The following is a 21,622-nucleotide window of genomic DNA, read 5'->3' as shown; positions in this document are numbered from 1 at the left end:
TGCTGATATCATGCAAAGTTTACTAAGGCTGATGATATCTGTATCTATATTTTTAAGCTTGGTTCAAGCTAGTAACATCATGAAAAGGAGTAGTATAATATATAATTTCAAGAATAGAATTATCCTGTATGCTTGTACATAACCGATTGTTGTTCTTTTGGGTATTTAACCTACTGGTATGCGGCTCTTCTATAGCTCAACCAGCCTCTTCGCTGGTTACCTCTGTTGATAAAGGAAGCGCAAGCCTGGATATTACTCCATTTGGCGTCCTTAAAACATGGAGCAAAACGAAGGATCCTTTAGGAAAAACAGTTGGCTTAAAGGAATTTAATTTGAACACAACCACAGACTCGTCAGATGTTGGAGAGTTTTGGTGGAATGCAAGAGATATTGAAAGAATAGAGGTCGTTCACGAAGCAAACGTTGCTAATGACGCGGCTCGATTGCCTATTGTTCAATACTGGCATAAAACGTGGCCTGAAGCGCCTCCCAAAATGCCTTCTACGGAGGATTTAGAAGATGATCCCTGGCAAGGTAAGTGGATAACCGCAGCCACTAATATTAAAGCAGATGGGAACACAGTTACATATACCTTCCAGCCTTTGACGACAAACGAAAATCCTAATGCAGCTTACCTGCCTGGACAAATTGCTTATCGAAGAACATTGAAGCTCCGGTTACTATACCCGGTAAACCATGAGGCGATTAGATCCGTCCGTTTTTTTTCGACGTCAAAAGAAAAAAATACCGGTATAAGGATTCAGTTGCTGGACAATCAGAAGAAGAACTCAAGAATAGCTGGCAGTATTGATGTATTTAATGGCCACTTAAAGACTTTTTCCGGCCTGAATTGGGATAGGACAGATAAAAAAACAGGTGATAACGCTTTTGTCCTAAACTGGAATGGCAAACCGAAGGGCATTATTGCTGATATATCATCATCCACTCAAAGCCTTCCCGGTTCCAATGATGAAACAGTAGTCACTTTCCGATCTTCTGCCGGCACCTTTTCTTTCTCAATGAATGACGTTGAAAAAGGTCCTGTCTATATTCCATATGTCAATGTGTATATTACCAAAGCAAATGATAATGTTTCTTTTTCCAAATCAAAGGTAGAAAAGGGTAAAACGATACGGGAAAGAATTTTAGAAGAACCGGAACAAACGTATGATAGAGCGAGGAATGAAATTCCGCCACTCGATCCTACAAATAGATCACACGGTGGACCAATTGATCTTCCGCTCGCTTCTGACGCGAGCTGGCAAAAATTTGCGGTGCAATGGGGAGGTAACATTTTACTGGATAAACAGGAAACAAAGGCGCAGGGCAAAGAGCTTTTAAGATGTAATTGGATCGGAAACGATCTTAGATGGAATATAGGCACGGGCAACGACCCGGTTTTTAAAAGGACCAGGGACAATTGCCAGGTGTCGATGTTGAACGATTACCTGCCGGTAGTGCAGTCTTCGTGGAACCACAAGGGATTGAATTATCGGGAAGAAGCTTTCACCGTTTTGCTAGGCGGTCCTTTAGCGCCGAATGATCCTAAAAGAGATGAACAAACACCGGCTGTGCTGCTGGTTAAACTCACCGTATCTAATCCATCTCTTCATGCAGATACCGCTCACGTGTGGCTCGCTGCTAACAAGGCTATTAAAAATCTTGCTAAAGAAGGAGAATTCCTAGTGGATGAAGTAGACCAAAAAAATTACTTGAGGTGCTATATGCCTTCGGCGAACAAAACCGAGATTAAAAGCGAATTGTTGGCCGACAGCACAGGCGTAATGAGAACAATTCACCGTCAATTTTTCCTGCAACCCAATTCTTCGGAAACGTTGTATTTCTACTTTCCTTTTGTTGGTGACCTTACTGCTGCTAATAAGAACGAACTGGCGTCATTGAACTACGAGGTTCAAAAAAACAGGGTGACTTCGTATTGGAGAGAGCTGGTGGAAAAGTCAATTATTTTCAATGTGCCGGAACGGAAGTTTAATGAGATGGCAAAAGCTATTATTCCACACATTCGTATGAGCGTAACCAAGGAACCGAAAAGCGGCCTTTATATGGTTCCTGCAGCCGCTCTATCATACTGGGGATATCCTAATGAAGCAATTTTCCAGACGCTGCTGCTCGATCGTCTAGGAGATTTCAAAACTACTTCCGAATACCTAAATACATTTTTGCAGCTACAAGGAAGTGTGAAGTTACCCGGGACTTTCACCGGCGATCAAAAAGATGTTTTTTATGGGTTAAAGATTGATAGCGTTTATAATTGGACAGAAGGTAACGGGTACAACATGCATCATGGGACGGTACTATGGGGTCTGGCCAGTCACTATTTGTATTCAGGCGATCGGGAATGGTTGCTAAAAGCAGCCCCACATATGATAAGAGCTGCTAATTGGATTATTCAACAACGTGAGCAAACGAAACAATTAGATGAAAAAGGTAATAAATTGCCTCACTACGGTTTGTTGCCGGCAGGAGTTTTAGAAGATGTTCATGACTGGCAATTTTGGTATGCTACCAATGCGTATGCATGTTTAGGCATGGAGACGATGGCAAAAGCTTTTGAAAAAGCCGGTCTCCCGCAAGCCGATTCTTTTAAAAAGGCTGCGAAAGCGTATCATGATGACATCAGGGAAAGCGTAAAGACCTCGAGTGAACTTAGCCCGGTTGTTCGGTTGAGAAACAATACCTATGTTCCTTACGTGCCATCACGGCCTTACCAACAGTTCCGTTATTTTGGAACCAAGAAAGCACAGTATTATGATCGTTACCAGAAAGGCATATCTCCCAATATGCGTTTATCTGCTATTCGTGAAGCGTTATATGGTCCTATTGTTCTGCTTAAGGCTGGCCTGATTGACCCAGATGAGCCGATGGCAGACTGGGTACTGGATGACTGGGAAGATAACCTCACCCTATCGTCTTCCTTAAACCTTAATGTGCATGGCAAGGTGGATGATGAATATTGGTTTAGCCGGGGAGGAATGGTATTCCAGGCGAATCTTCAGAACCCTGTCGGGATATATTTAATAAGGCAGGAGATACCTGCCACGTTACGTGGGCTCTATGATAATTTTGTTTCCTGTTTATATCCTGATGTTAATGCCCATACAGAAGAGTACCACGAATGGGGACATGGTAGCGGGCCGTTTTACAAGTGTCCTGATGAAGCGCGTTTCATCAGCCAGGTTTGTGATCTTTTAGTGGCTGAAAAAAAAGATACATTATTATTAGCTGCGGGCACACCTCGTCGATGGCTCGAAGCCGGACAAAATATTGAACTAAAAAAAGCTCAAACCGAATATGGCGAAGTGAGTTATTCCTTACGCCAGGGACGATTACCGCAAACAGTTGAAGCGGATCTTCAATTGCCACCCAAACCGTGTCCGAAGATATTATTCTTTGTGCGCTCACCATTTGCAAGGCCGATAAAGAAAGTTATGATCAATGGACGACCATGGAAAGAATGGGACGCGGATAAGGAGTTAATAACAGTTCCGCAAACGGAAAAACATGCTCTAATAACAGTAGTCTATTAATCAACAATAAAACAGGGTTCAGCTAAACAGGTAGATTAAAATCTTTGAGAAAAAACTTATGAAGGACAGTCAGAACAAAATGAAACATGTTATAATTATTATATTTTCTATTGCAATTTGTCTTAAGGGATGGTCTAAAGATACTTTACAGGTAAGTTCACCCTTAGGTAAAATTGCTGTCAAGGTATGGATGGGTAAGCAGTTGCAATATCAGATTTTGTATGATAACAAAGTCATTCTCGCACCTTCGTCTATAGATTTTTTATTAGACAAAAACAGGTCTCTTTCTTCAAATAATTCTATTAAATCGTCTTCTGTAAAAAAGGTCAGGGAACAGATCATTTCCCCGGTTCCTGAGAAAAGAAAGGTAATACCAGATGTATATAATGTTTTATCTGTTGCATTCAAACAACCCTATAAAGTTGAGTTCAGAGTTTATGATGATGGGGTAGCTTATCGCATCTCTACTATGTTTAAAGATTCTATATATGTAAATAATGAAGTCGCAGAGTTTGCTTTCCCCGGCACTCCATCAGCTTATTTTCCTAAAGTGCAGAAAAGAGAAGATTCTGATATCTTTCATACAAGTTTTGAAGAGGAGTATCCATTGAGAAGAATAGATACTCTTGCTGACGGTGTTATAAGTTATTCACCGATACTTGTCGCTCCCGATTTGAATCCTAAGATTGCCATCACAGAGTCTGATCTTGAAGATTATCCCGGAATGTTTTTAGGTGGCACAGGTTCTTCGATGTTAAAAGGTGTATTTGCCCCTTACCCGCTTGAAGAGCAGGCAACAGAAGCGTTGTATTCAGAACTGAAGGTTACCAAACGCGCCCCTTATATTGCAAGAACCCGCGGCACGCGAAGCTTTCCCTGGCGGGTACTGCTGATTGCTGCTGAAGATAAAGAATTGCCGTCAAATGATATCGTGTACAGGTTAGGGGCACCTTCAAGAATTGGGGATGCTTCGTGGGTAAAGCCGGGAAATCTTACTGATGAATGGACGATAGATATTAATCTTTTCAATGTGCCTTTCAGAGCAGGTCTTAATACCAACTCTTATAAGTATTATATTGATTTTGCAAAACGATTCGGTTTTGATCGTATTATGATGGATGCCGGCTGGAGTGACAATAATGATTTGTTTAAAATAACACCAACTATTAGCATGGACACTTTGGTGGCATATGCAAAAGAAAAGGGAATTAAGATAAGCATGTGGACTTTATCAAAAACACTTGACAGGCAGTTGGACAGTGCCCTAAATCAATTCAACAAATGGGGAGTAGATTTTATTATGACGGATTTTATAGATCGTGATGACCAGAAGACGGTTAACTTTTATCACCGGATAGCGAAAGCGTGCGCAGACCATAAGATCATGATCATGTATCATGGTGCTTTTCCTCCAAAAGGATTTAACCGCACTTATCCCAATGCTGTAGCAAGGGAAGGTGTAATGGGTTCAGAATTTAATATATGGAGTAACCGGGTGACACCCGAACATGATGTTACATTACCTTTTACAAGAATGCTTGCAGGAGGCTTTGATTACGAGCCGGGACTTTTAAATAATGCAACAAAAAAGGGAACAAGACCCGTTGCCGGAGTAGTAACAAGCCCTGGCACACGCTGCCATCAACTTGCTATGTTTGTTGTTTACGACAGTCCTATGCAGATATTTTCTGGTAATCCGTCGGAAGGAATGCGGGAGGCTGAGTTTATGTCTCTTCTTGGCAATCTTCCAACGGCATGGGATGAAACAGTTGTTACAGACGGAAAAGTGGGTGAATTTATTGTTTCCGCAAGAAAAAAAGGAAATGACTGGTTTGTTGGTGGAATGAGTAACTGGTCTGAAAGAGATGTAAGTGTAAAGTTTGATTTTTTAAGTGATGGAAATTATAAAGCCACCATTTGCAAAGATGGAATCAATGCAGACAGGTATGCGGCAGATTATGTTATTCAAAAGGATGTAACAGTTAAAAAGAATGATGAAATGAAAATACACATTGCACCAGGGGGAGGATTTTTAATCAGGTTAGATAAGGAGTGAAAAGTGAAAAATTGAAAAGTAAAAAGTATGGTTGAGCATTGAGAACATGGTTCGCTGTTCATTGTTCACCGTTCATTGATTATTTATAAAAATTTTCTATGATAATAAAAGAGCGTTTTAAAGATAAGGTTGCCATTATCACGGGTGGCGCAGATGGAATAGGTAAGGGAGTGGCATGCAGGCTGGGTAAAGAGGGAGCAGTGTTAGCAGTTTTTGATATCAACCGGGAGTTGTTAGATTCGACTATTCGAGAATTTGAAGGTCTGGGTATACAGGCAAAGGGATTTGTCGTAGAAGTGAGCAGCGAATCCCAGGTATCAGAAGCAATTTTGGAAGTAGAACGGCTATGGAGTAAAATAGATATTGTGATACATGCTGCAGGCATCGTCGGTCCTACCAATACCAAAATAACTGACTTTCCAACTTCAGATTTTGATAAAATCTACGAGATAAATCTCAGAGGTACTTTTCTCATTACAAAATATACTTTGAAAGTGATGAAAAAGGCGGGAAAGGGCAGATTGTTATTAATTGCCTCTATAGCAGGTAAAGAAGGGAACCCGGGAATGGTGGGTTATTCGTCGACTAAAGCCGGAGTTATTGGCCTGGTCAAAGGAGTGGCTAAGGAATTTGCAGATACAGATATTACCGTTAATGGACTGGCGCCAGCCGTCATAAAAACAAGAATGAACGAAAATACGGCTCCCGAACAATTAGCCTATATGACTGCGAAAATTCCGATGCATCGGTTAGGGACTATAGATGAAGTGGCCGCCATGTCTTGTTATATAGTTTCTGATGAAAACAGCTTTTCTACCGGTTTTGTTTACGACATTTCAGGCGGTCGCGCCACTTATTAAACATTTTAAAAAGCGCAAATGAAGCATCAATGGAAACCGTTGTTACTTGTCTCATGTGTATTTCTGTTTACAGGTTCATTGATATGCATGAACGATATACTTTTGCCATCACTTAAAGACCTTTTTCACCTTTCATACGTCCAGGCAACATTTATCCAGCAATCGTTCTTCGTTGTTTATCTTATTTTTCCTATTCCTATCGCCTACTACATTTCGCGATTTGGTTACAAGATCAGTGTCGCGACAGCCCTTTCCGTTTGCGGCTGTGGATGTATGCTTTTTGTTCCTGCGTACTACGCTTTGTCATATGTTTTAGCTCTTGTAGCCATCTTTATTGTTTCGACAGGCGTTGCTATGATTAACGTAGCAGCCAATCCGCTTGCCGCTTTATTAGGAGATCCTTCTGGTTCACATGTCCGGGTAAATATTGTGCAACTTTTTAGTCGGATTGGCTATTCGTTCACCCCGGTTATAGGTACAAGTTTAATTTATGGAAGCGGAAACTCTATTTCGTTTCACCTTCCTTATCTCGTAATAGGTATCGGCACATTTCTGTTTGGGATCCTGATCCTGTTTTCAGCTCTTCCTGCTCTTAAGCCGGAAGTTCTTAAAGATTTTTCCCTATTTTCTATTATAAAGGAATCGAGAAATTATCCGCAATTGTTTTGGGGTGCGATCATAATGTTTTTTTATATGGGCGCCGAAGCGGGCACCGCCGGTTTTTTTATTAACTATCTTAGAGATAATTCCATTGCTGGCTTCTCAGCAGAAAAGGCTGCAACTTTTCTTACTTATTACTATATAGCGTCCACTATTTTTTGCGTAGTCGGAATTTATCTTTTGCAATCTGTATCTCCCGGCAAATTGGTCGCTGTTTTTGGCACATGTATGGTGATTTTGTATTTGCTTATCGCTTTTACAAATTCATCATTAAATCCTTATTATCTGGTAGGATTAGGCGCTTTCATATCTGTAATGTTTCCATGCATATTCAGCCTGGGAATTGAAGGCGCAGGAGCATTTACTGAAAAAGGTTCGGCACTGATAAACATCGCGGTAGTAGGTGGCGCAGTTTTTCCGCCATTGCAGGGAATGATTGCGGACTCAAGAGGTGTTCAGTTGTGTTACTTAATTCCTTGTTTTTGTGTTGTTTTAATTATTATCTACGGATTGTTTTGCGCTAAGCGAGCGGGTGCAGAAAAGAAACTCAGTGTCGTTACGCATGTGGAGAGAGTATAAATCACATCAATATTATGGATAGGAGAGAAGCGTTAACTGAATTAGGATTACTGCTGGGAACAGCTGTTATTAGCCGGGATTTAGCAGGACCGTACGTTAGCCAGGAGCAGCAAAAAGGAGATGTAAAAAGTAAATCAGAGAGAAAAAGCATTGTTCTTTCTGACAATTGGAAATTTCAGGTAGATATTAAAGATATAGGTGAGCGTGAGCAGTGGTTTACCAAACAGTTTAGTCATAGTGATTGGGGAAAAGTTATAGTGCCGCAAGCATGGGATTATTATGAGACAGCTCTCTGGGAATATGAAGGTATCGGATGGTATATGACAAAGTTAGATACTGTTGATTTTGATATGAGCAGGCGGACTCTGATACTGTTTAACAGAGTAATGTTTTATAGCAAAGTCTGGCTCAATGGGGAGTTTATTGGTGAGAATATCGGCGGTTATCTTCCTTTCGATTTCAATATTTCCGATAAGTTGAAACAGGGAATTGAGAATACGCTGGTTGTAAGAGTGGATAATAAACCAAGAATAGAGTGGCTGCCGGCCGCGAGGCAAATTGAATGGATACAATATGGTGGCATATTGGACACAGTGGAGCTTCTAAGTACAGATCATGTTTTCGTAGAAGACATGATTATTAAAACAACTCACAAAAAAGAAGTAGCCACGATTAATTGTGTTGTAAACATATTTAGTGAAAGTAATGGTGCCCCGGCACTTGATTTAGATATTTCTATTCTAAGAGATAAAATTATTTCCAGTAAAAAAGTAAAAGTTAATCTTAAATCAAACCAAAGAACGTCAATAAGTGTTGACCTGGTTATTACTAATCCGCAGCTATGGTCTCCTGAAACACCGGTGTTATACACAGCAACAGCAGCCCTAACAAAAGATGACAAAGTGATTGATGATGTGAGTGATCGTTTTGGTATAAGGGAGGTAAGCGTTCGCGGTACGTCAATACTTTTAAATGGTGAACCGATACATATAAAAGGTGTAAATCGGTATGATGAATATGGAAGATATGGGCCGGTCGTCCCCGAAAAAGTTTTGAGGGAAGAACTGGCTTTAATGAAAAGTGTTGGGATAAATTTTATCAGGATGCACTATCCGCAGTCTTCACGCTTGCTATCGTTATACGATGAATATGGATTTATGATGATGGAAGAAATTCCGTTAAACTGGTGGGGAGTAAAGTGGTATGGCGACACCATTCAAAGTTTAGATATTCTCCATTTTGCCAAACCTGCTCTTACTAAGATGATTGCGAGGGATCAAAATCATCCATCGATCATTTTCTGGAGCATGGCAAATGAATCTGAAACGAACAACGATATTGGAATAAAAGTTATGCGCGATTTATTGGTTCAGGCAAAGTCTCTTGATCCTACAAGATTAGTAACATTTGTGGTGGCAGGTAGTCCTGATGGTCATCTTGCATACGATAACGCAGATATTGTTTGTATTAATAAATATAATGGAGTTTTCAGTGAAAAAAGTTGTGATCATATTTCTGATATAGACAAGTTAGGTTATGAGCCATTTGTAAAAGAACTTGCTGAACATCGAAAGAAATTATCGAAACCTATAGTGATAACTGAGTTTGGTACGCAGGGTATTAAAAATATTCACGGTGATGTTTCTTATTCGGAAGAGTTCCAGTCGGCGTATATAGAACGAATATGGGAAGGAATAAAAAGTGTTCCGGGAGTAGCCGGTGGAGTCTTATGGTGTTGGGCTGATTACTTTCACAGGAAATATTTCATTACGTACGCCGCGTACGGCCCATATGGGGTTGTGACAGTCGACCGGAAAGCAAAAAAATCTCTTGAAGCGTTGGCGAGAATGTTTAAAGCGTAGAGAATGATAGATGTAGTTTTTCAAGTTAATAATTATGGTTCCCTCAATATTTTAAATCCCTAGCCACACTTTGATCTTAATGTCCATAAAAAGTTGTCGTTTTTCGTTTACAACGTGCGTTTCCTTCATATGCCTTTTTCAATACATTACCAATATAAAGAATGTAAAACTTTCATTGAAAAAGAGCTTTATTCGTCAAAGCTTCCGGATATTGAAAACCACTTTTCAAAGTTGACTTCGGTTCTCGCCATCTTACCTCACAACTCCGGCATATAATACAATGCCTTTCCCTTCACCTTTATTTCCACATCTACTAAATAGTTTCTACAAGCCTCCTTATCTACTTCAATTCCTAGTCCAGGTTTATCTGGTAGGTGTATATAGCCATCGCTATCAGGTAGAATTTTTTCTTTACCGATTTCCTGTGCTAAAGATTTTAATTCAACAGGGTATTCGCTGATAAAGTCTTTTTCAATACCTGCATAAGATTGAAGTGATGCACTTAGTGCAAGGTGGGAGGTAAAGGTATGATTAACATAAGTTACATTTCTGGAAGTTGCCAAATCGGCTACTCTTTTTGCCGTGGTAATTCCACCGATTCTTCCTGCGTCTATCTGGATATATGAAACGCCAGAGTAATCAATCATCGCTTGTGCTTGTACAAAATTGTTACACCCTTCTCCTCCGGCGAGCGGCACTTTTGGGTTTGAATTTGAAAGTTCTTTATATGGGCTCAGTGCGCCGTTTATAAAAGGCTCTTCAAACCAAAACGTATTTACCTCTCTGAGCGCTGCTAGTCTTTCCTGAGCAGCAGTAACCGCTTCTCCCCAGACTGTGCCTGCGTCAATCATTAAAAAAGCATCGTTACCCATTCCTTCACGCGCAGCCTTCAAATGCGCAATATCTTTTTCAATTCCATTTTTGCCAAAAGGACCCCAGCCAAACTTTACGGCCTTGTATCCCGCTGCGTTGGTTTGCTTCGCTTTTTGGTAAGTTTCCTCTGGTGTGTCACCAAACAATTGCGAAGCATAAGGCAACTTGGGAAAAGCTCTTTTATAGCCTAATAAATGATAAACGGGCTCGTTAAGCTTCTTACCCAATAAGTCCCACAAAGCAATGTCAATACCGGAAAGTGTATGATCTGCCTGTAAAAGATCAAGAGAGTTTTCATGAACTAAAGTAGAAATGCGACGAATGTCTGATACATCGTCTATACTTTTTCCTTCTACAGAGTATTTCAATGGCTTGCAAGCGCTATGAGACATCGGGCAAACATAACTGGCTATACTGGTGAGGGGAGAAGCTTCACATTCACCCCAGCCCTCATATCCTCCGGCTCTTACTCTTACCAGTAAAGCATCCTGGCTACCGTCTCCAATATCGAGTACTTCAGGCATGCTGAGGTAGAAGAAGTCAACTGACTCAATTTTCATTTATAATATTTAAAAAGTTATTGTTAATCCTCCGTCGACAGTAATTACCTGGCCGGTAATATAAGAAGCATCTTTGCCAGCAAGGAAAAAAGCAACACCCGCTATTTCATCTGCAGTAGCTGCCCTTCGCAAGGGCAAATGATGTCCCTGAACATAATTTGTTTTAAACCATTCGCTCTCTAATTCATTCATACCATTAACTCTCGACATAGCAGTGTCAACGAAACCCGGGGCAACAGCATTGACAAGAATGTTTCGGTCTGCAAGCTGAACGGCTAAAGACCTGCAAAATTGGTTGATAGCAGACTTTGCCATGGAGTAGCTGCTGGCACCAAATTCTGCACGAGTCCCATGTATTGATGTTACATGAATTATTCTGCCACCGTTTGGCATAAATTGAGCGGCCAATTTAGAAATGAGTATGCAGCCATTGACCATTGTATCAAATATCACCCTCCACCTTTCTATATCCATCGCTATCGGGTCTGTTTGTTCAGAAATGCCCGCGCAACTGACCAAAGCATTAAGACTTCCCCAACTTTCCCTGATAAGCTTTTCTCCTTCCTGTATAATTTCTTTATCAGCATAGCTTCCCTTTAGTATTAAATGATGCCCCGGGGGGAATTCGCTAAGTAAAGCAGTAAGTTTTGCGGGCTGAATATCATTTGCGCATACATCGTAACCTTCATGCGCAAACCGCAGAGCTGTTGCTCTTCCTATGCCAGAAGCTGCTCCTGTGACTAACACTTTTGGTCTATTCATTTAAGGAATATAATTAGTTTTTTCTCCTGCATAAATTCGTACTGTAGTGGTTAATTCTTCCCCTGGTTCCAAAACGGCGCTTTGATGTTTTGCCAGCGCATCATTTACGCTGATAGGCATATTTGTACAAGGCTCAAGTATAGCAGTGTAATGATCAAAGAAACCACCATAAGACGCAAAATACCATTGATAGGGAAATACTTTCAAATCGTAGCTGTAACTAAACAAGTATTTCTCATCGTTGCTCAATAATTGCATTTCACCTTTTGGCATTCCATAGAGATAAAAGAAATCCATCGTGTTACTTTTTGCCGGAATTATTGAAGCATCTTTATTTTCTATTAATGGCCACGCAAATTCATCAAATTGCGTAAAACGCGAATATTCAGGATCAACTACCTTACCATTTTTAGCGCCCGTTTCCAATTTGTCACCCGGTTTGATTTTCAATGCTGCATGGAGTTTCCATAAAAAATTTCGTTTTACGTCAGACTCATTTCTTATTTTGTAATCGAGGTAGAGGATAGGTTTGTTTGAATCAAGGTAAACCGTTTTACTGTAAAAAAGTCCACTGAGGGGAAGCCTACCAAAGACCGTAATTTTTTCATCTTCTACTTTAGATTGCAAAACTGTTGTCCACAATTCGCCATGGTCTGGATAAGTTATGGAGTCAACAGTTTCTGGAATATCATTTGGAATTAATTCATCAATTGCACCAAAGAAATTAGAATCATAATCAGCGCCTAGGGAATGGATTTTCAGAGAAAGATTTTCATTTGTCCATAAAAATTCTCTGTCAATACTTTTGTTGTATAAGCTGGTTATTTTCCCGCCAAGAGATGGAGCAATCGAGCAGAAGAGCTGATCATTTTCCGTTGTCAAAATTTCGATACCATCTTTAGTGCTATTTGAGATCATAAGTTCCGCTTAAAAAACAAATGAGCAATATGTTATATTCAGATTATTATTCTTGCAGCAAAAATCAGGTTTTTGAGAAAGCTAAAAATAGCCTTATTGAACTAATAATTATGTTTTTTTAGCAAGCACATCTTTTCTTCCCCGTTTACCCCGCTAGATAATAACAAATACACTGATTATTTTCCTTTATTAATCAATTTTCCATAACTTTTCTTTAATCTTTTTTGAAGAAGATTTTCTCAAAAGCCTTCCTGCAGGCGAAAAAAATATATAAATTGTCAACGCAAAGCTTTCGATTCCCCTTATGAGACCACAATTGCATAAGCTGCCTTTAAAAGACTGCTCTTTTTTATATAAGAACTGGCATTGTGACTATTTTGATAAACCATGGCATTTTCACGAGGAATATGAATTGGTAATGATTGAAAAAAGCAAGGGAACTAAATTTATAGGAGAAAAGGTAAGTGATTTTGAAGAGGGGGATCTCATGCTCTTAGCACCAAGGATTCCTCATTTTTTTCGTAACAATGTTAACTACTATAAAAGAAATGGCCGGCTTGAAGCGAGCTCGATTTTTATTCATTTTTCAGAAGATTTCCTGGGAAAGAATTTTTTTGATCTGCCGGAAATGAAACTGGTACAGAAGTTACTCGAAAACGCTCAGTATGCGGTGGAGATCCAGGGAGACGTCAAGCCTTATATTATAGACAGGCTTCACAGGATGAATGGTGAAAGTGCGGCGCAAAGACTGGTAAGTCTTCTTGATATTTTGGTAAAGATTTCCGAGAGGGCTGATCTTAATCCTGTCCTGTCTTCTACCTTGCCCAAAGGTGGGTCCACTGAAGCTGGTGGAGACCAGGAAATAAGTCGTATCAATACCATTTTTGATTATATAACAAATAATTTTCGCAGAGAAATATATGTACATGAAATAGCAGAGAAGCTGTTCATGAGCAAGGCTTCTTTTTCAAGGTTCTTTAAACATCATACCAGAAAAACATTTTCTGATTATGTAACAGAAATGAGGATCAGCCACGCTTGTAAATTGCTAATGAACGAAGATCAAAATATCACCCAAATATCTTTTGAGAGCGGTTTTGAAAACCTTTCAAATTTTTATAAGCATTTTCGACGCATTACCGGAGTTATTCCTAAGGAGTACAGGAGGCGATTTTTGGAAACAGGCCTGTAATAGTTCCTAAAATAGCCGGAGTTGCTTTAGTGATTGTGCTCTATATTAGGACCAAATTTCTTGCAGAAGAGTTAGTGCGATAATTATTGGAATTTCAAGCAGACCTTTTACTACATCCTCACTACTAACGGCAACATTTATTCCTTACTTACGTTGCACTTATTCGGGATGAGCTTACAAAGGGAATTAGACGACCTCTTCTTCAACCAATCCAAAATGCTTTTTTCCTTAAGATATACTTGGCTTTATTTAGAAACTTATACTATTTGGTTTGCCAACCCTATTTGTACCGTAATAGTTATGCCTTAATCAGTTTTCAGCCTGTTTTTTGTCCATTCATAAACTTTATTACGCATTTCATCAGAAAACCTATTATAATCATCAGGTGAAAAAAATTCTATGTTTTGAGACGAATTATACAGTTGATACACTTTCTTATCTTCATTTATGCAGTGTTGGACATCGCTATAAGTAGCATCTTTGTCTAGCTTAGGGGCAATTACAAGCAGCGGCCTTGGAGCGATGCAAGCTAATATTTCATTGAAATCATAAGGAATACGCGCTTCATCGCCTACGAACAATCCTAATCTTGGAAGCATTCCATTTAGGTGCGAATATGCTTTTATTCCTTCTGTACCCTTATCAGGCGTATCTGTGCGCATGGGTGTAAAGCCGCATACAGATACAACACCCGCTATTCTTTTATCTAACGCAGCAGTATACAGACCAACTATAGCACCGAGGGAATAACCAGCCACATAAACTTTAGCGCTATCCACAAAATCAAGATGTGTTAATGCATCAACAGCGCCTTTTAAGTCCGCAACTGATTTTCCCATCTTTGACCAATGAGGATATCGGTCATAAAAGTTGGTTCCTTCTTCTATCCTATTACCAAATCCAATTATATCGTATGAAAAAACCGCATAACCCTGATCTACCAGGGTCTCAAAGAAAGGATCAATCGGGTGATTAGAAGAAGTAAAACCTTCTGAGTATCCATATTCGTGGAGATAAATAATAACGGGCAATTTTTCTTTGCCGGTTTTCATCTTTTCCTCTTTGTTTAGAGGGTAGTACAAATAACCATACAGGTAATCGGCAAAACCTTTTGGATAATTATTAGACCCGGTACCTGCAGGAGAAATGTTTATTCTTGCCATTTTTGAAGTAGTCTTAGGTCGTTCAATAACGCTGCCAAAATACGCTTCGCTTTCGCCGTTGCTGAAGCTGTTGGAACCAACGGCAGTTACTCCCGGAGGCTCGTCGCCCAATCCCCACCGAATCAATCTTTGAATGCCTGTTTTCTTATTTTCCCAACTTTTTACTGATTGTATCTGTTCACCTGTCGCAGTGGCTAATAAATTATTCCGATTCTGTATAGGAAAATTTTTTGAATTTATATGCTCTCCACTTTTCCTCCGCCAGTTTTCGAAACTATACTTATACAATAACCTGTTCTCCGGTTTTTTCGTGCTTCTTTTAAAAACATAATCAAAGAAATCAATGTAATCTTCAATATCTCCTCCATTGGTTCCATGAAGTCCTTTTCTAAATCTGATCGCTAAGTTATTGCCTGCACCTAAAAAATCATATACTGTGCGCATCGAGTCATAAACTTGCTCGATACCCCATGGATTGCTTGCATCTTCGTTAATTGCTGTACTCAACATTAAACCTCTCGGAGCTACCAGTGCCATAAATGAATTTTGATCAATAGGTAGTTTATTCTCTCTTCCGACAAAAAATCTTAATCGAGGGTGAAACCATGAAGGCTGAGCACAAGTTAATAAAGCAATGTCTTCTACATCATATTTGACGCTGTTGTACCGCCATGGAACTTCTGCACCAGAGCCGCCGCTGCTTGGGATGACAGCGGAAATGCGCTCATCAAATGCAGCAACAATAAGCGATTGCTTGCCATTTCTTGAATGACCTGATAAACCAATCTTTCCTTTATCAATCTCGGGTAGCGTAAATAAATAGTCAATAACACGCGATGCTCCGAAAGCTCTTCTTGTCAGGCGGTCAAAATCATATTTAGGCCATATTTCGCCATATTTTTCGGTGTCGTCTTTATCATCAGATCCGGCATATACACAACCGACATATCCGCGTCTTACCGCAATTTGTGCCCTGCTGCGATGATCCCATTGTGTCATGTATACGGGAAAAGGCCCTGCTCCCGGTGGAATCATTAATTCTACGGTCATTTTAGCCTGGTGTTCTGGTCCAAATGTCAATTCAACCACGCGTAAAACAACATCGCCATCTTTCTTTTCGCTCATTATTTTTGCTGTTAAATTAGTTGGCGCGGGAGGACATGTACCGGTAATATAATATTCAAGTTGTTTCTTTATCCACTGCCGCTTATTTTTCCATTGAGACATGGTTGTAACAGGAATGTTTTTCCCTCCTTCATCCATTATTAATGGATTAGGTAAAAATGGGATAGAGGGCATTTTATCGAAGTCAGGAGGAAGTTCTCCTGTTCTCTTTAGCCAGTCTGCAAATGTTTTATCTTGAAATGAAACAGGCCCGTTGCTTACCCTGTCAGGCGGTAGAAGACTTACTATTTTTTTCAGCGTTTCCCGTCTTTTAACCGTATCTGATTGACCAGGGCGAATTGTATCGCCATCAGTAAACGCAGCTTTCGGTAAATAAGCGCCTTTCGCTTTTCCATTTATTGTAAAAATTAATAACAGCAAGCAGCTACAGAAAATTGAACGCTTAGTGTTTTAAAAGTCTTTCTTTTCATAATAGAATGAATATGAATAATAGTAAAAAGCATAATAGTTAGAAGAATATGACTCACTTAGTTTAATCTATTTCTTTCACTGACTTTATAGTGAATTGTTTTTATACTTTTCCATATAAGTTTTTAATTTTTCCAACCACCCTTCTAAGTCTAGCTTTTGTTCATCATAGATCAGCTAAGTCATATCGGGTCTTCTGTTTGCGAAATACGACATCATCCCAAGATGTTCTGATCATTCCATCGAATACACCCGACTGGCTCGCCTCTTTTAATGAATTATAAGAGTATATTCCACTTATTTTTTAAATCATGCATCAACTCTTCAGCAGTAAACCTATCAGCGGCAGAAGGATTTTTATCTAAAACAATATTCAGTGCATTTTTAAAAATAAAGTTTTCTCCATCTGCCACAACCTTTTGCGGATAAGGAATAACATACAAGCCTAAATCAGATAAAACAGTTGCTTTACATTCAACAGGGAAAAATGAATAAAGAAAAATGAAAAGCAAAAAACAGGGGCTGAATAATTTTCCCACTGCTCTACACATGTTGATCTTGATTTTTGCAACACTTAATTTTAAGAACGTCTTCAAATGAATTTTTTATTTATTTTACTTGCTGTGATATATTTTGTGTTCGACTTTCTTTACTTGAAAAGCTCTCGGGTTCCGCTGATACCACAAATAATAACTAATGTAATTGGTTTTTTGAATGTAATTGTAGCATTTCAAACAATAGATCCGCATTTGAAAGAAAAATTGGAGGAAGGTGTAAGAGTGACGACGCGTAATTTACTTGCCTTTACGGTAATTTCAAATCGTACTATAAATCCAGTTGAAAAAGCATTCTGTACTTTTTGTATATATTTATCAGCTTGTTCACCCAATTTCAAGTCTCGTGTTTAAGCGCGTTGGTGTTTCAACAATAAATAAATAGATAAAAGCATGGACAATCCCAAACACGAAAATTCAAATAAAGGCAGGCGGTCGTTTTTAAAGCAAACAGCCGTTACCGCAGCAATGCTTGCTACTACAGATTTTGTGTCATTTGCGGCTAATAATACTACTAGCGCAGCAATGCGTGCCGATAAAGTTCCCTGGTATAAGAGGATTACACGTTGGGGACAAATTAATATTACCGAAAAAGATCCCGGGCAATATGATATTGGTTGGTGGCGAAAGTTCTGGAAGCAGACAAATACAGAGGGTGTAATTGTGAATGCAGGAGGTATTGTTGCCTATTATCCCACTCTCATCCCACTTCACCATAAAGCTGAATATCTGCAGGGGCGTGACTTGTTTGGCGAACTATCGCGTGCTGCTCATGAAGATGGGATAGCGGTGTTTGCAAGGATGGACTCAAACAGGGCACATGAAGAATTTTACCAGGCACATCCCGATTGGTTTTCTATTGATGCTAATGGCAAACCTTACAAAGCTGCTGATCTTTATATTAGTTGCGTCAACAGTCCTTATTACGAGGAGTATATTCCATCAATACTTACTGAAATTGCTACAATGTACCATCCGGAAGGTTTTACCGATAACAGTTGGAGTGGTCTTGGTCGTGAGTCTATTTGCTACTGCGAAAACTGTAAAAGAAGTTTCCGTGACAAAACAGGAAAAAACATCCCTTCGAAAAACTGGGATGACAAAGTTTATAAACAATGGATAAGATGGAATTATGATCGTCGGCTTGAAATCTGGGATTTGAATAACCGCACTACCAAAGCCGCGGGTGGTGTTAACTGTATCTGGTCAGGTATGAACAGCGGCTCCATAAGCGGGCAGAGCAGAAGCTTTCGTGATTATAAAGAGATAGCCAGAAGAGCCGACATTATCATGCTCGATGATCAATCCCGTTCAGATGCCACCGGCTTTCAACACAACGGTGAAATTGGGAAACTGGTTCACGGAATGTTAGGATGGGAAAAGCTTGCGCCGGAAAGCATGGCTATGTACCAGCATCAGAGACCGTGGTTCAGGCTGTCAAGCAAGCCACAGGCTGAAGCGAGAATGTGGATGCTCAATGGTATCGCAGGAGGAATACAGCCTTGGTGGCATATGATATCTGCTTACCATGAGGATCGGCGCATGTATCATACTCCTGGACCCGTACTTCAATGGTATAATGTTAATGAATCTTATCTTTTGAACCGTAAACCCATTGCCAATATAGGAGTAGTATGGTCGCAGCAAAACACTGATTTCTATGGCAGGGATGATGTAGGTGAATTGGTAGATCTGCCATGGCGCGGCATGATACAAGCATTGGTACGTTCACGAATACCGCATCTTGTCGTTCATGCAGATCATATTGATCGCGATGCCGCCCAATTTTCAGTATTGGCGCTTCCTAATTTAGCATTGATGACTGACGAACAGCTAGCTGCTGTAAGACGTTTTGTTGATCGGGGTGGCAGCCTCATTGCTACCGGCGATACCAGCTTATTTGATGAATGGGGAGATCCACGCAGTGATTACGCACTTGCCGATTTATTTGGCGCTCACCTGGTCACATCGCCAACTTCGAAAAAAGGCGCCGGGATGGAGAAAATGGCAGGGGAAGCCTATCATACTTACCTGCGACTTACACCAGAGTTGAGAGGACAGATGGAAGGTCCTCACACACTAAACGAGCCGGTCATTACTGGTAAACGTCATCCTATTTTTAAAGGCTTTGAGGAAACAGACATCTTGCCGTACGGTGGCTTACTTGAACCGCTGAAAATAGATAATGATGCTGAAGTTCTCATGACCTTTATTCCACAATTTCCTACTTACCCACCTGAAAAAGCGTACATGAGGGAGCCGAAAACGGATATACCCGGAGTAATTATTAATACCAGAACTAATGGCAGCCGCATTATTTTTATACCTGCTGACATTGACAGGCAATTTGGTCGCTTCAACCTTCCTGATCATGGAGACTTACTTAGAAACATTGTTCGTTGGGCTGCAAAAGAAGACATTCCTTTGGATGTGGAAGGCGCAGGATTGGTTGATTGCCACTTGTACAGTCAACAAAACAAACTTATACTGCATGTTGTAAATGTAACAAGTGCGGCAACGTGGCGGCAACCGTTAGATGAACTTATCGCTATAGGACCATTGAAAGTAAGAATTAAGCTTCCCGGTAAAGTGGGTGGTGGAAAGGTTCGATCTTTAGTAACTGCTCAGAGTATTTCAGCCAACGTGTCAAAAGGATGGTGTCAATTTGAGATAAAATCTATTTTGGATCATGAAGTAATAGTGGTTTCTTAAGCAGAGGTTGCCGTTGCTACAAGCAGCTTGGTATCGAGTAGTTTGCTGCTATGTTTTCTATTTTGCGTAAGTTCTTCATCCTGCCTGCTCTGTTTAAGGTTACTGAAAGGATAATTGTGAAAAATAGCCAAGGTTGGATGTGTGTGCCTTAAATGCTGCAACAAATGGTTCACTTTTGTCGCACCTCCCTACAGTATTTGGTAAAGGGGTGAATTTGTTGGATTTTTAAAGGTTGTTATTTTCCTAAAGATGTTATTCTGCAAGCCATAGTGTTTGCTATTAATGCTTTACGAGGGGGTTGAAGCAGATGAATAGACTAATACTCCTTATAGGTAGCAGCCCAAAGGACAAAGTTGAAAAAAGACGGTTAGGCCCCATAAGCATATTTTTAAAAATGAAGAGCTCATTTGTGGCTAGACGTTAAACATTCAACTGTAAGTCATTATTTTCTGATATACTCTTGAAGTTTCATTGCCTCTGTCTGCCATTACACTGTATCGTTGCAGAACTGCATTTAGCTTAGGGAACGATGAGTATTTGTTGGTATCCAAAACAACATTCAGTACGTTAGCGATAGCCCTTTTGGTTTCCGTTTTTCCATACTGTATTATTGTATATCAATTGGTTTCAGTTGGTAAACTTGTCCTTGTTTGCTATTTTCAGCCCTCTTTAATCCAAATGATTGTTCTATTATTTTTGTGGCTTTTTCAGACTAATTACGACCAAGGTTTTGGCGTATATATCCAGGGCCCATCCTCTCTTACTTTAATCGTGACAATAAGTAGATGTGGATGCCCGGCATCCTGGCGTTGGTAGACTAAATAAGGCTGTTTTCCAAGGCCTATTTCATCCATGTATGTCTGTGCCATGTCTGTTAACTTCACACTTGAAGAGTTTTCAGAAGGATCGAAATTGAGAGAAATATGTGCGCTGTTTCGGCGAACATTTTTATTGAGTCCGGCTTGGTTTATCAACCTATTTAGTTTGTTATTTAAAGATAAATTTTCCACATCTTTTGGATAATTACCAGTGGCTATACATTAAGCGACTCCTTCTCAAACTTTCCTTCATTGTAATTCAATATGCGGCGAATAGAATGGCCTGTTTTAATAAGTAATAATCCAGCTTCTACATTCTGGGATTTGCTGTAGTGTATGTAGTTTTTTTACTGCCTCTGGGAAGTTATTTCCGCCTTTATTTAGTTCGGCTCTTAGGTTAATCGTTCTGCCACAAAGTCATCAAAATATTCATGTCTCCATTTAGCCATTAGGGATTTATCTAAATATAATCCTCCTTGCATAATCACTAATCTTCACGTACGTTATTGCTAAATTCCTTTCGAATTTCCATATATTCTTCCGGCTTCGACAACGCGAACTCATTTTGTTCTGTTGGTTTGCTTAATGATCACAATCTTATTTAAATAATTTAAAGATATTTTTCTTTTCTTCCGAAAATTCTTAATACGTTATGCAAATACTTTTTCTTCACCAGGCCACCTTAGTAATGGATTGATGTTAAGCGAAAGGGTAAGGGTTGGAGTTTGACTAATAAAGCATCATAAGTGCGCCTGCTAAAGATTAAAAATTTTCTTCCCCGTACTATAGCTGTACAATGTTAAGTGCTTATAAGCAGGCAAAACCAATTTCACCGACGGGATTGTTTCACCAATAAGAATCGGCCTTGTACTTATGATGCCAGTTGTACTTCATAGCCTAATTGTTTCAGTT

14 protein-coding genes are annotated in these 21,622 nt (G+C 39.8%); 7 read left to right on the top strand and 7 right to left on the bottom strand.

The window, feature by feature from the left end:
* Nucleotides 1-128: 128 nt before the first annotated feature.
* The 5 genes from B154_RS0124120 (at nt 129) to B154_RS0124100 (ending at nt 9,565) form a co-directional block, all read left to right on the top strand.
* Nucleotides 129-3,548 (top strand): hypothetical protein, encoded by a 3,420-nt coding sequence (locus B154_RS0124120; protein WP_018616927.1) that lies wholly within the window; start codon nt 129-131, stop codon nt 3,546-3,548.
* A 58-nt stretch (nt 3,549-3,606) separates the two neighbouring features.
* Complete coding sequence (locus B154_RS0124115; RefSeq protein WP_018616926.1) at nt 3,607-5,604, top strand: glycoside hydrolase family 97 protein; 1,998 nt, start codon at nt 3,607-3,609, stop codon at nt 5,602-5,604.
* Nucleotides 5,605-5,702: 98 nt separating this feature from the next.
* On the top strand, nt 5,703-6,464 hold the full coding sequence (locus tag B154_RS0124110) for an SDR family NAD(P)-dependent oxidoreductase (RefSeq protein WP_018616925.1): 762 nt from the start codon (nt 5,703-5,705) through the stop codon (nt 6,462-6,464).
* An 18-nt stretch (nt 6,465-6,482) separates the two neighbouring features.
* On the top strand, nt 6,483-7,703 hold the full coding sequence (locus tag B154_RS0124105; RefSeq protein ID WP_018616924.1) for an MFS transporter: 1,221 nt from the start codon (nt 6,483-6,485) through the stop codon (nt 7,701-7,703).
* A 14-nt stretch (nt 7,704-7,717) separates the two neighbouring features.
* The gene (locus tag B154_RS0124100; protein ID WP_018616923.1) at nt 7,718-9,565 is read left to right on the top strand and encodes a glycoside hydrolase family 2 protein; all 1,848 of its coding nucleotides are present in this window, start codon (nt 7,718-7,720) and stop codon (nt 9,563-9,565) included.
* A gap of 257 nt (nt 9,566-9,822) precedes the next feature.
* Here the strand turns inward: B154_RS0124100 and B154_RS0124095 are convergent, their stop codons facing one another.
* Genes B154_RS0124095 through B154_RS0124085 form a run of 3 tightly spaced genes read right to left on the bottom strand, consistent with a single transcriptional unit; the run spans nt 9,823 to nt 12,678 of the window.
* On the bottom strand, nt 9,823-10,998 hold the full coding sequence (locus tag B154_RS0124095; RefSeq protein ID WP_018616922.1) for a mandelate racemase/muconate lactonizing enzyme family protein: 1,176 nt from the start codon (nt 10,996-10,998) through the stop codon (nt 9,823-9,825).
* A 9-nt stretch (nt 10,999-11,007) separates the two neighbouring features.
* On the bottom strand, nt 11,008-11,760 hold the full coding sequence (locus B154_RS0124090; RefSeq protein WP_018616921.1) for an SDR family NAD(P)-dependent oxidoreductase: 753 nt from the start codon (nt 11,758-11,760) through the stop codon (nt 11,008-11,010).
* The gene (locus tag B154_RS0124085) at nt 11,761-12,678 is read right to left on the bottom strand and encodes a DUF5107 domain-containing protein (protein ID WP_018616920.1); all 918 of its coding nucleotides are present in this window, start codon (nt 12,676-12,678) and stop codon (nt 11,761-11,763) included.
* 304 nt (nt 12,679-12,982) lie between these two features.
* Here B154_RS0124085 and B154_RS0124075 point away from each other — a divergent pair, with 304 nt between their 5' ends.
* Nucleotides 12,983-13,870, top strand: a complete 888-nt coding sequence (locus tag B154_RS0124075) for an AraC family transcriptional regulator (protein WP_018616918.1) — start codon at nt 12,983-12,985, stop codon at nt 13,868-13,870.
* A gap of 305 nt (nt 13,871-14,175) precedes the next feature.
* On the opposite strand, the gene B154_RS29660 is transcribed toward B154_RS0124075, so the two are convergent.
* Entirely contained in the window at nt 14,176-16,578 is a 2,403-nt protein-coding gene (locus B154_RS29660; protein WP_018616917.1) for an alpha/beta fold hydrolase, read from the bottom strand.
* Nucleotides 16,579-16,904: 326 nt separating this feature from the next.
* Nucleotides 16,905-17,177 carry a beta-N-acetylhexosaminidase family protein gene (locus B154_RS0124065; protein ID WP_018616916.1) on the bottom strand — a complete coding sequence of 91 codons (273 nt, stop codon included), beginning with the start codon at nt 17,175-17,177 and terminating at the stop codon, nt 16,905-16,907.
* Nucleotides 17,178-17,573: 396 nt separating this feature from the next.
* Here B154_RS0124065 and B154_RS0124055 point away from each other — a divergent pair, with 396 nt between their 5' ends.
* Nucleotides 17,574-19,892, top strand: coding sequence for an alpha-amylase family protein (locus B154_RS0124055; protein ID WP_018616914.1), 2,319 nt, complete (start codon nt 17,574-17,576; stop codon nt 19,890-19,892).
* On the opposite strand, the gene B154_RS34030 is transcribed toward B154_RS0124055, so the two are convergent.
* Together B154_RS34030 and B154_RS31055 are read right to left on the bottom strand one after the other, a co-directional pair.
* A complete protein-coding gene (locus B154_RS34030; RefSeq protein ID WP_157580944.1) occupies nt 19,889-20,065 on the bottom strand; it encodes a JAB domain-containing protein in 177 nt (58 codons plus the stop codon). The two genes, B154_RS0124055 and B154_RS34030, sit on opposite strands and share 4 nt — an antisense overlap.
* 543 nt (nt 20,066-20,608) lie before the next feature.
* On the bottom strand, nt 20,609-20,902 hold the full coding sequence (locus tag B154_RS31055) for a relaxase/mobilization nuclease domain-containing protein (RefSeq protein WP_425423123.1): 294 nt from the start codon (nt 20,900-20,902) through the stop codon (nt 20,609-20,611).
* Nucleotides 20,903-21,622 lie beyond the last annotated feature (720 nt).

It is taken from the genome of Segetibacter koreensis DSM 18137 (assembly GCF_000374045.1).
GTDB classification, from domain to species: Bacteria; Bacteroidota; Bacteroidia; order Chitinophagales; family Chitinophagaceae; genus Segetibacter; species Segetibacter koreensis.
The sequence above is the reverse complement of the archived record's forward strand: the minus strand, read 5'-3'. Positions and strand labels throughout refer to the sequence as shown.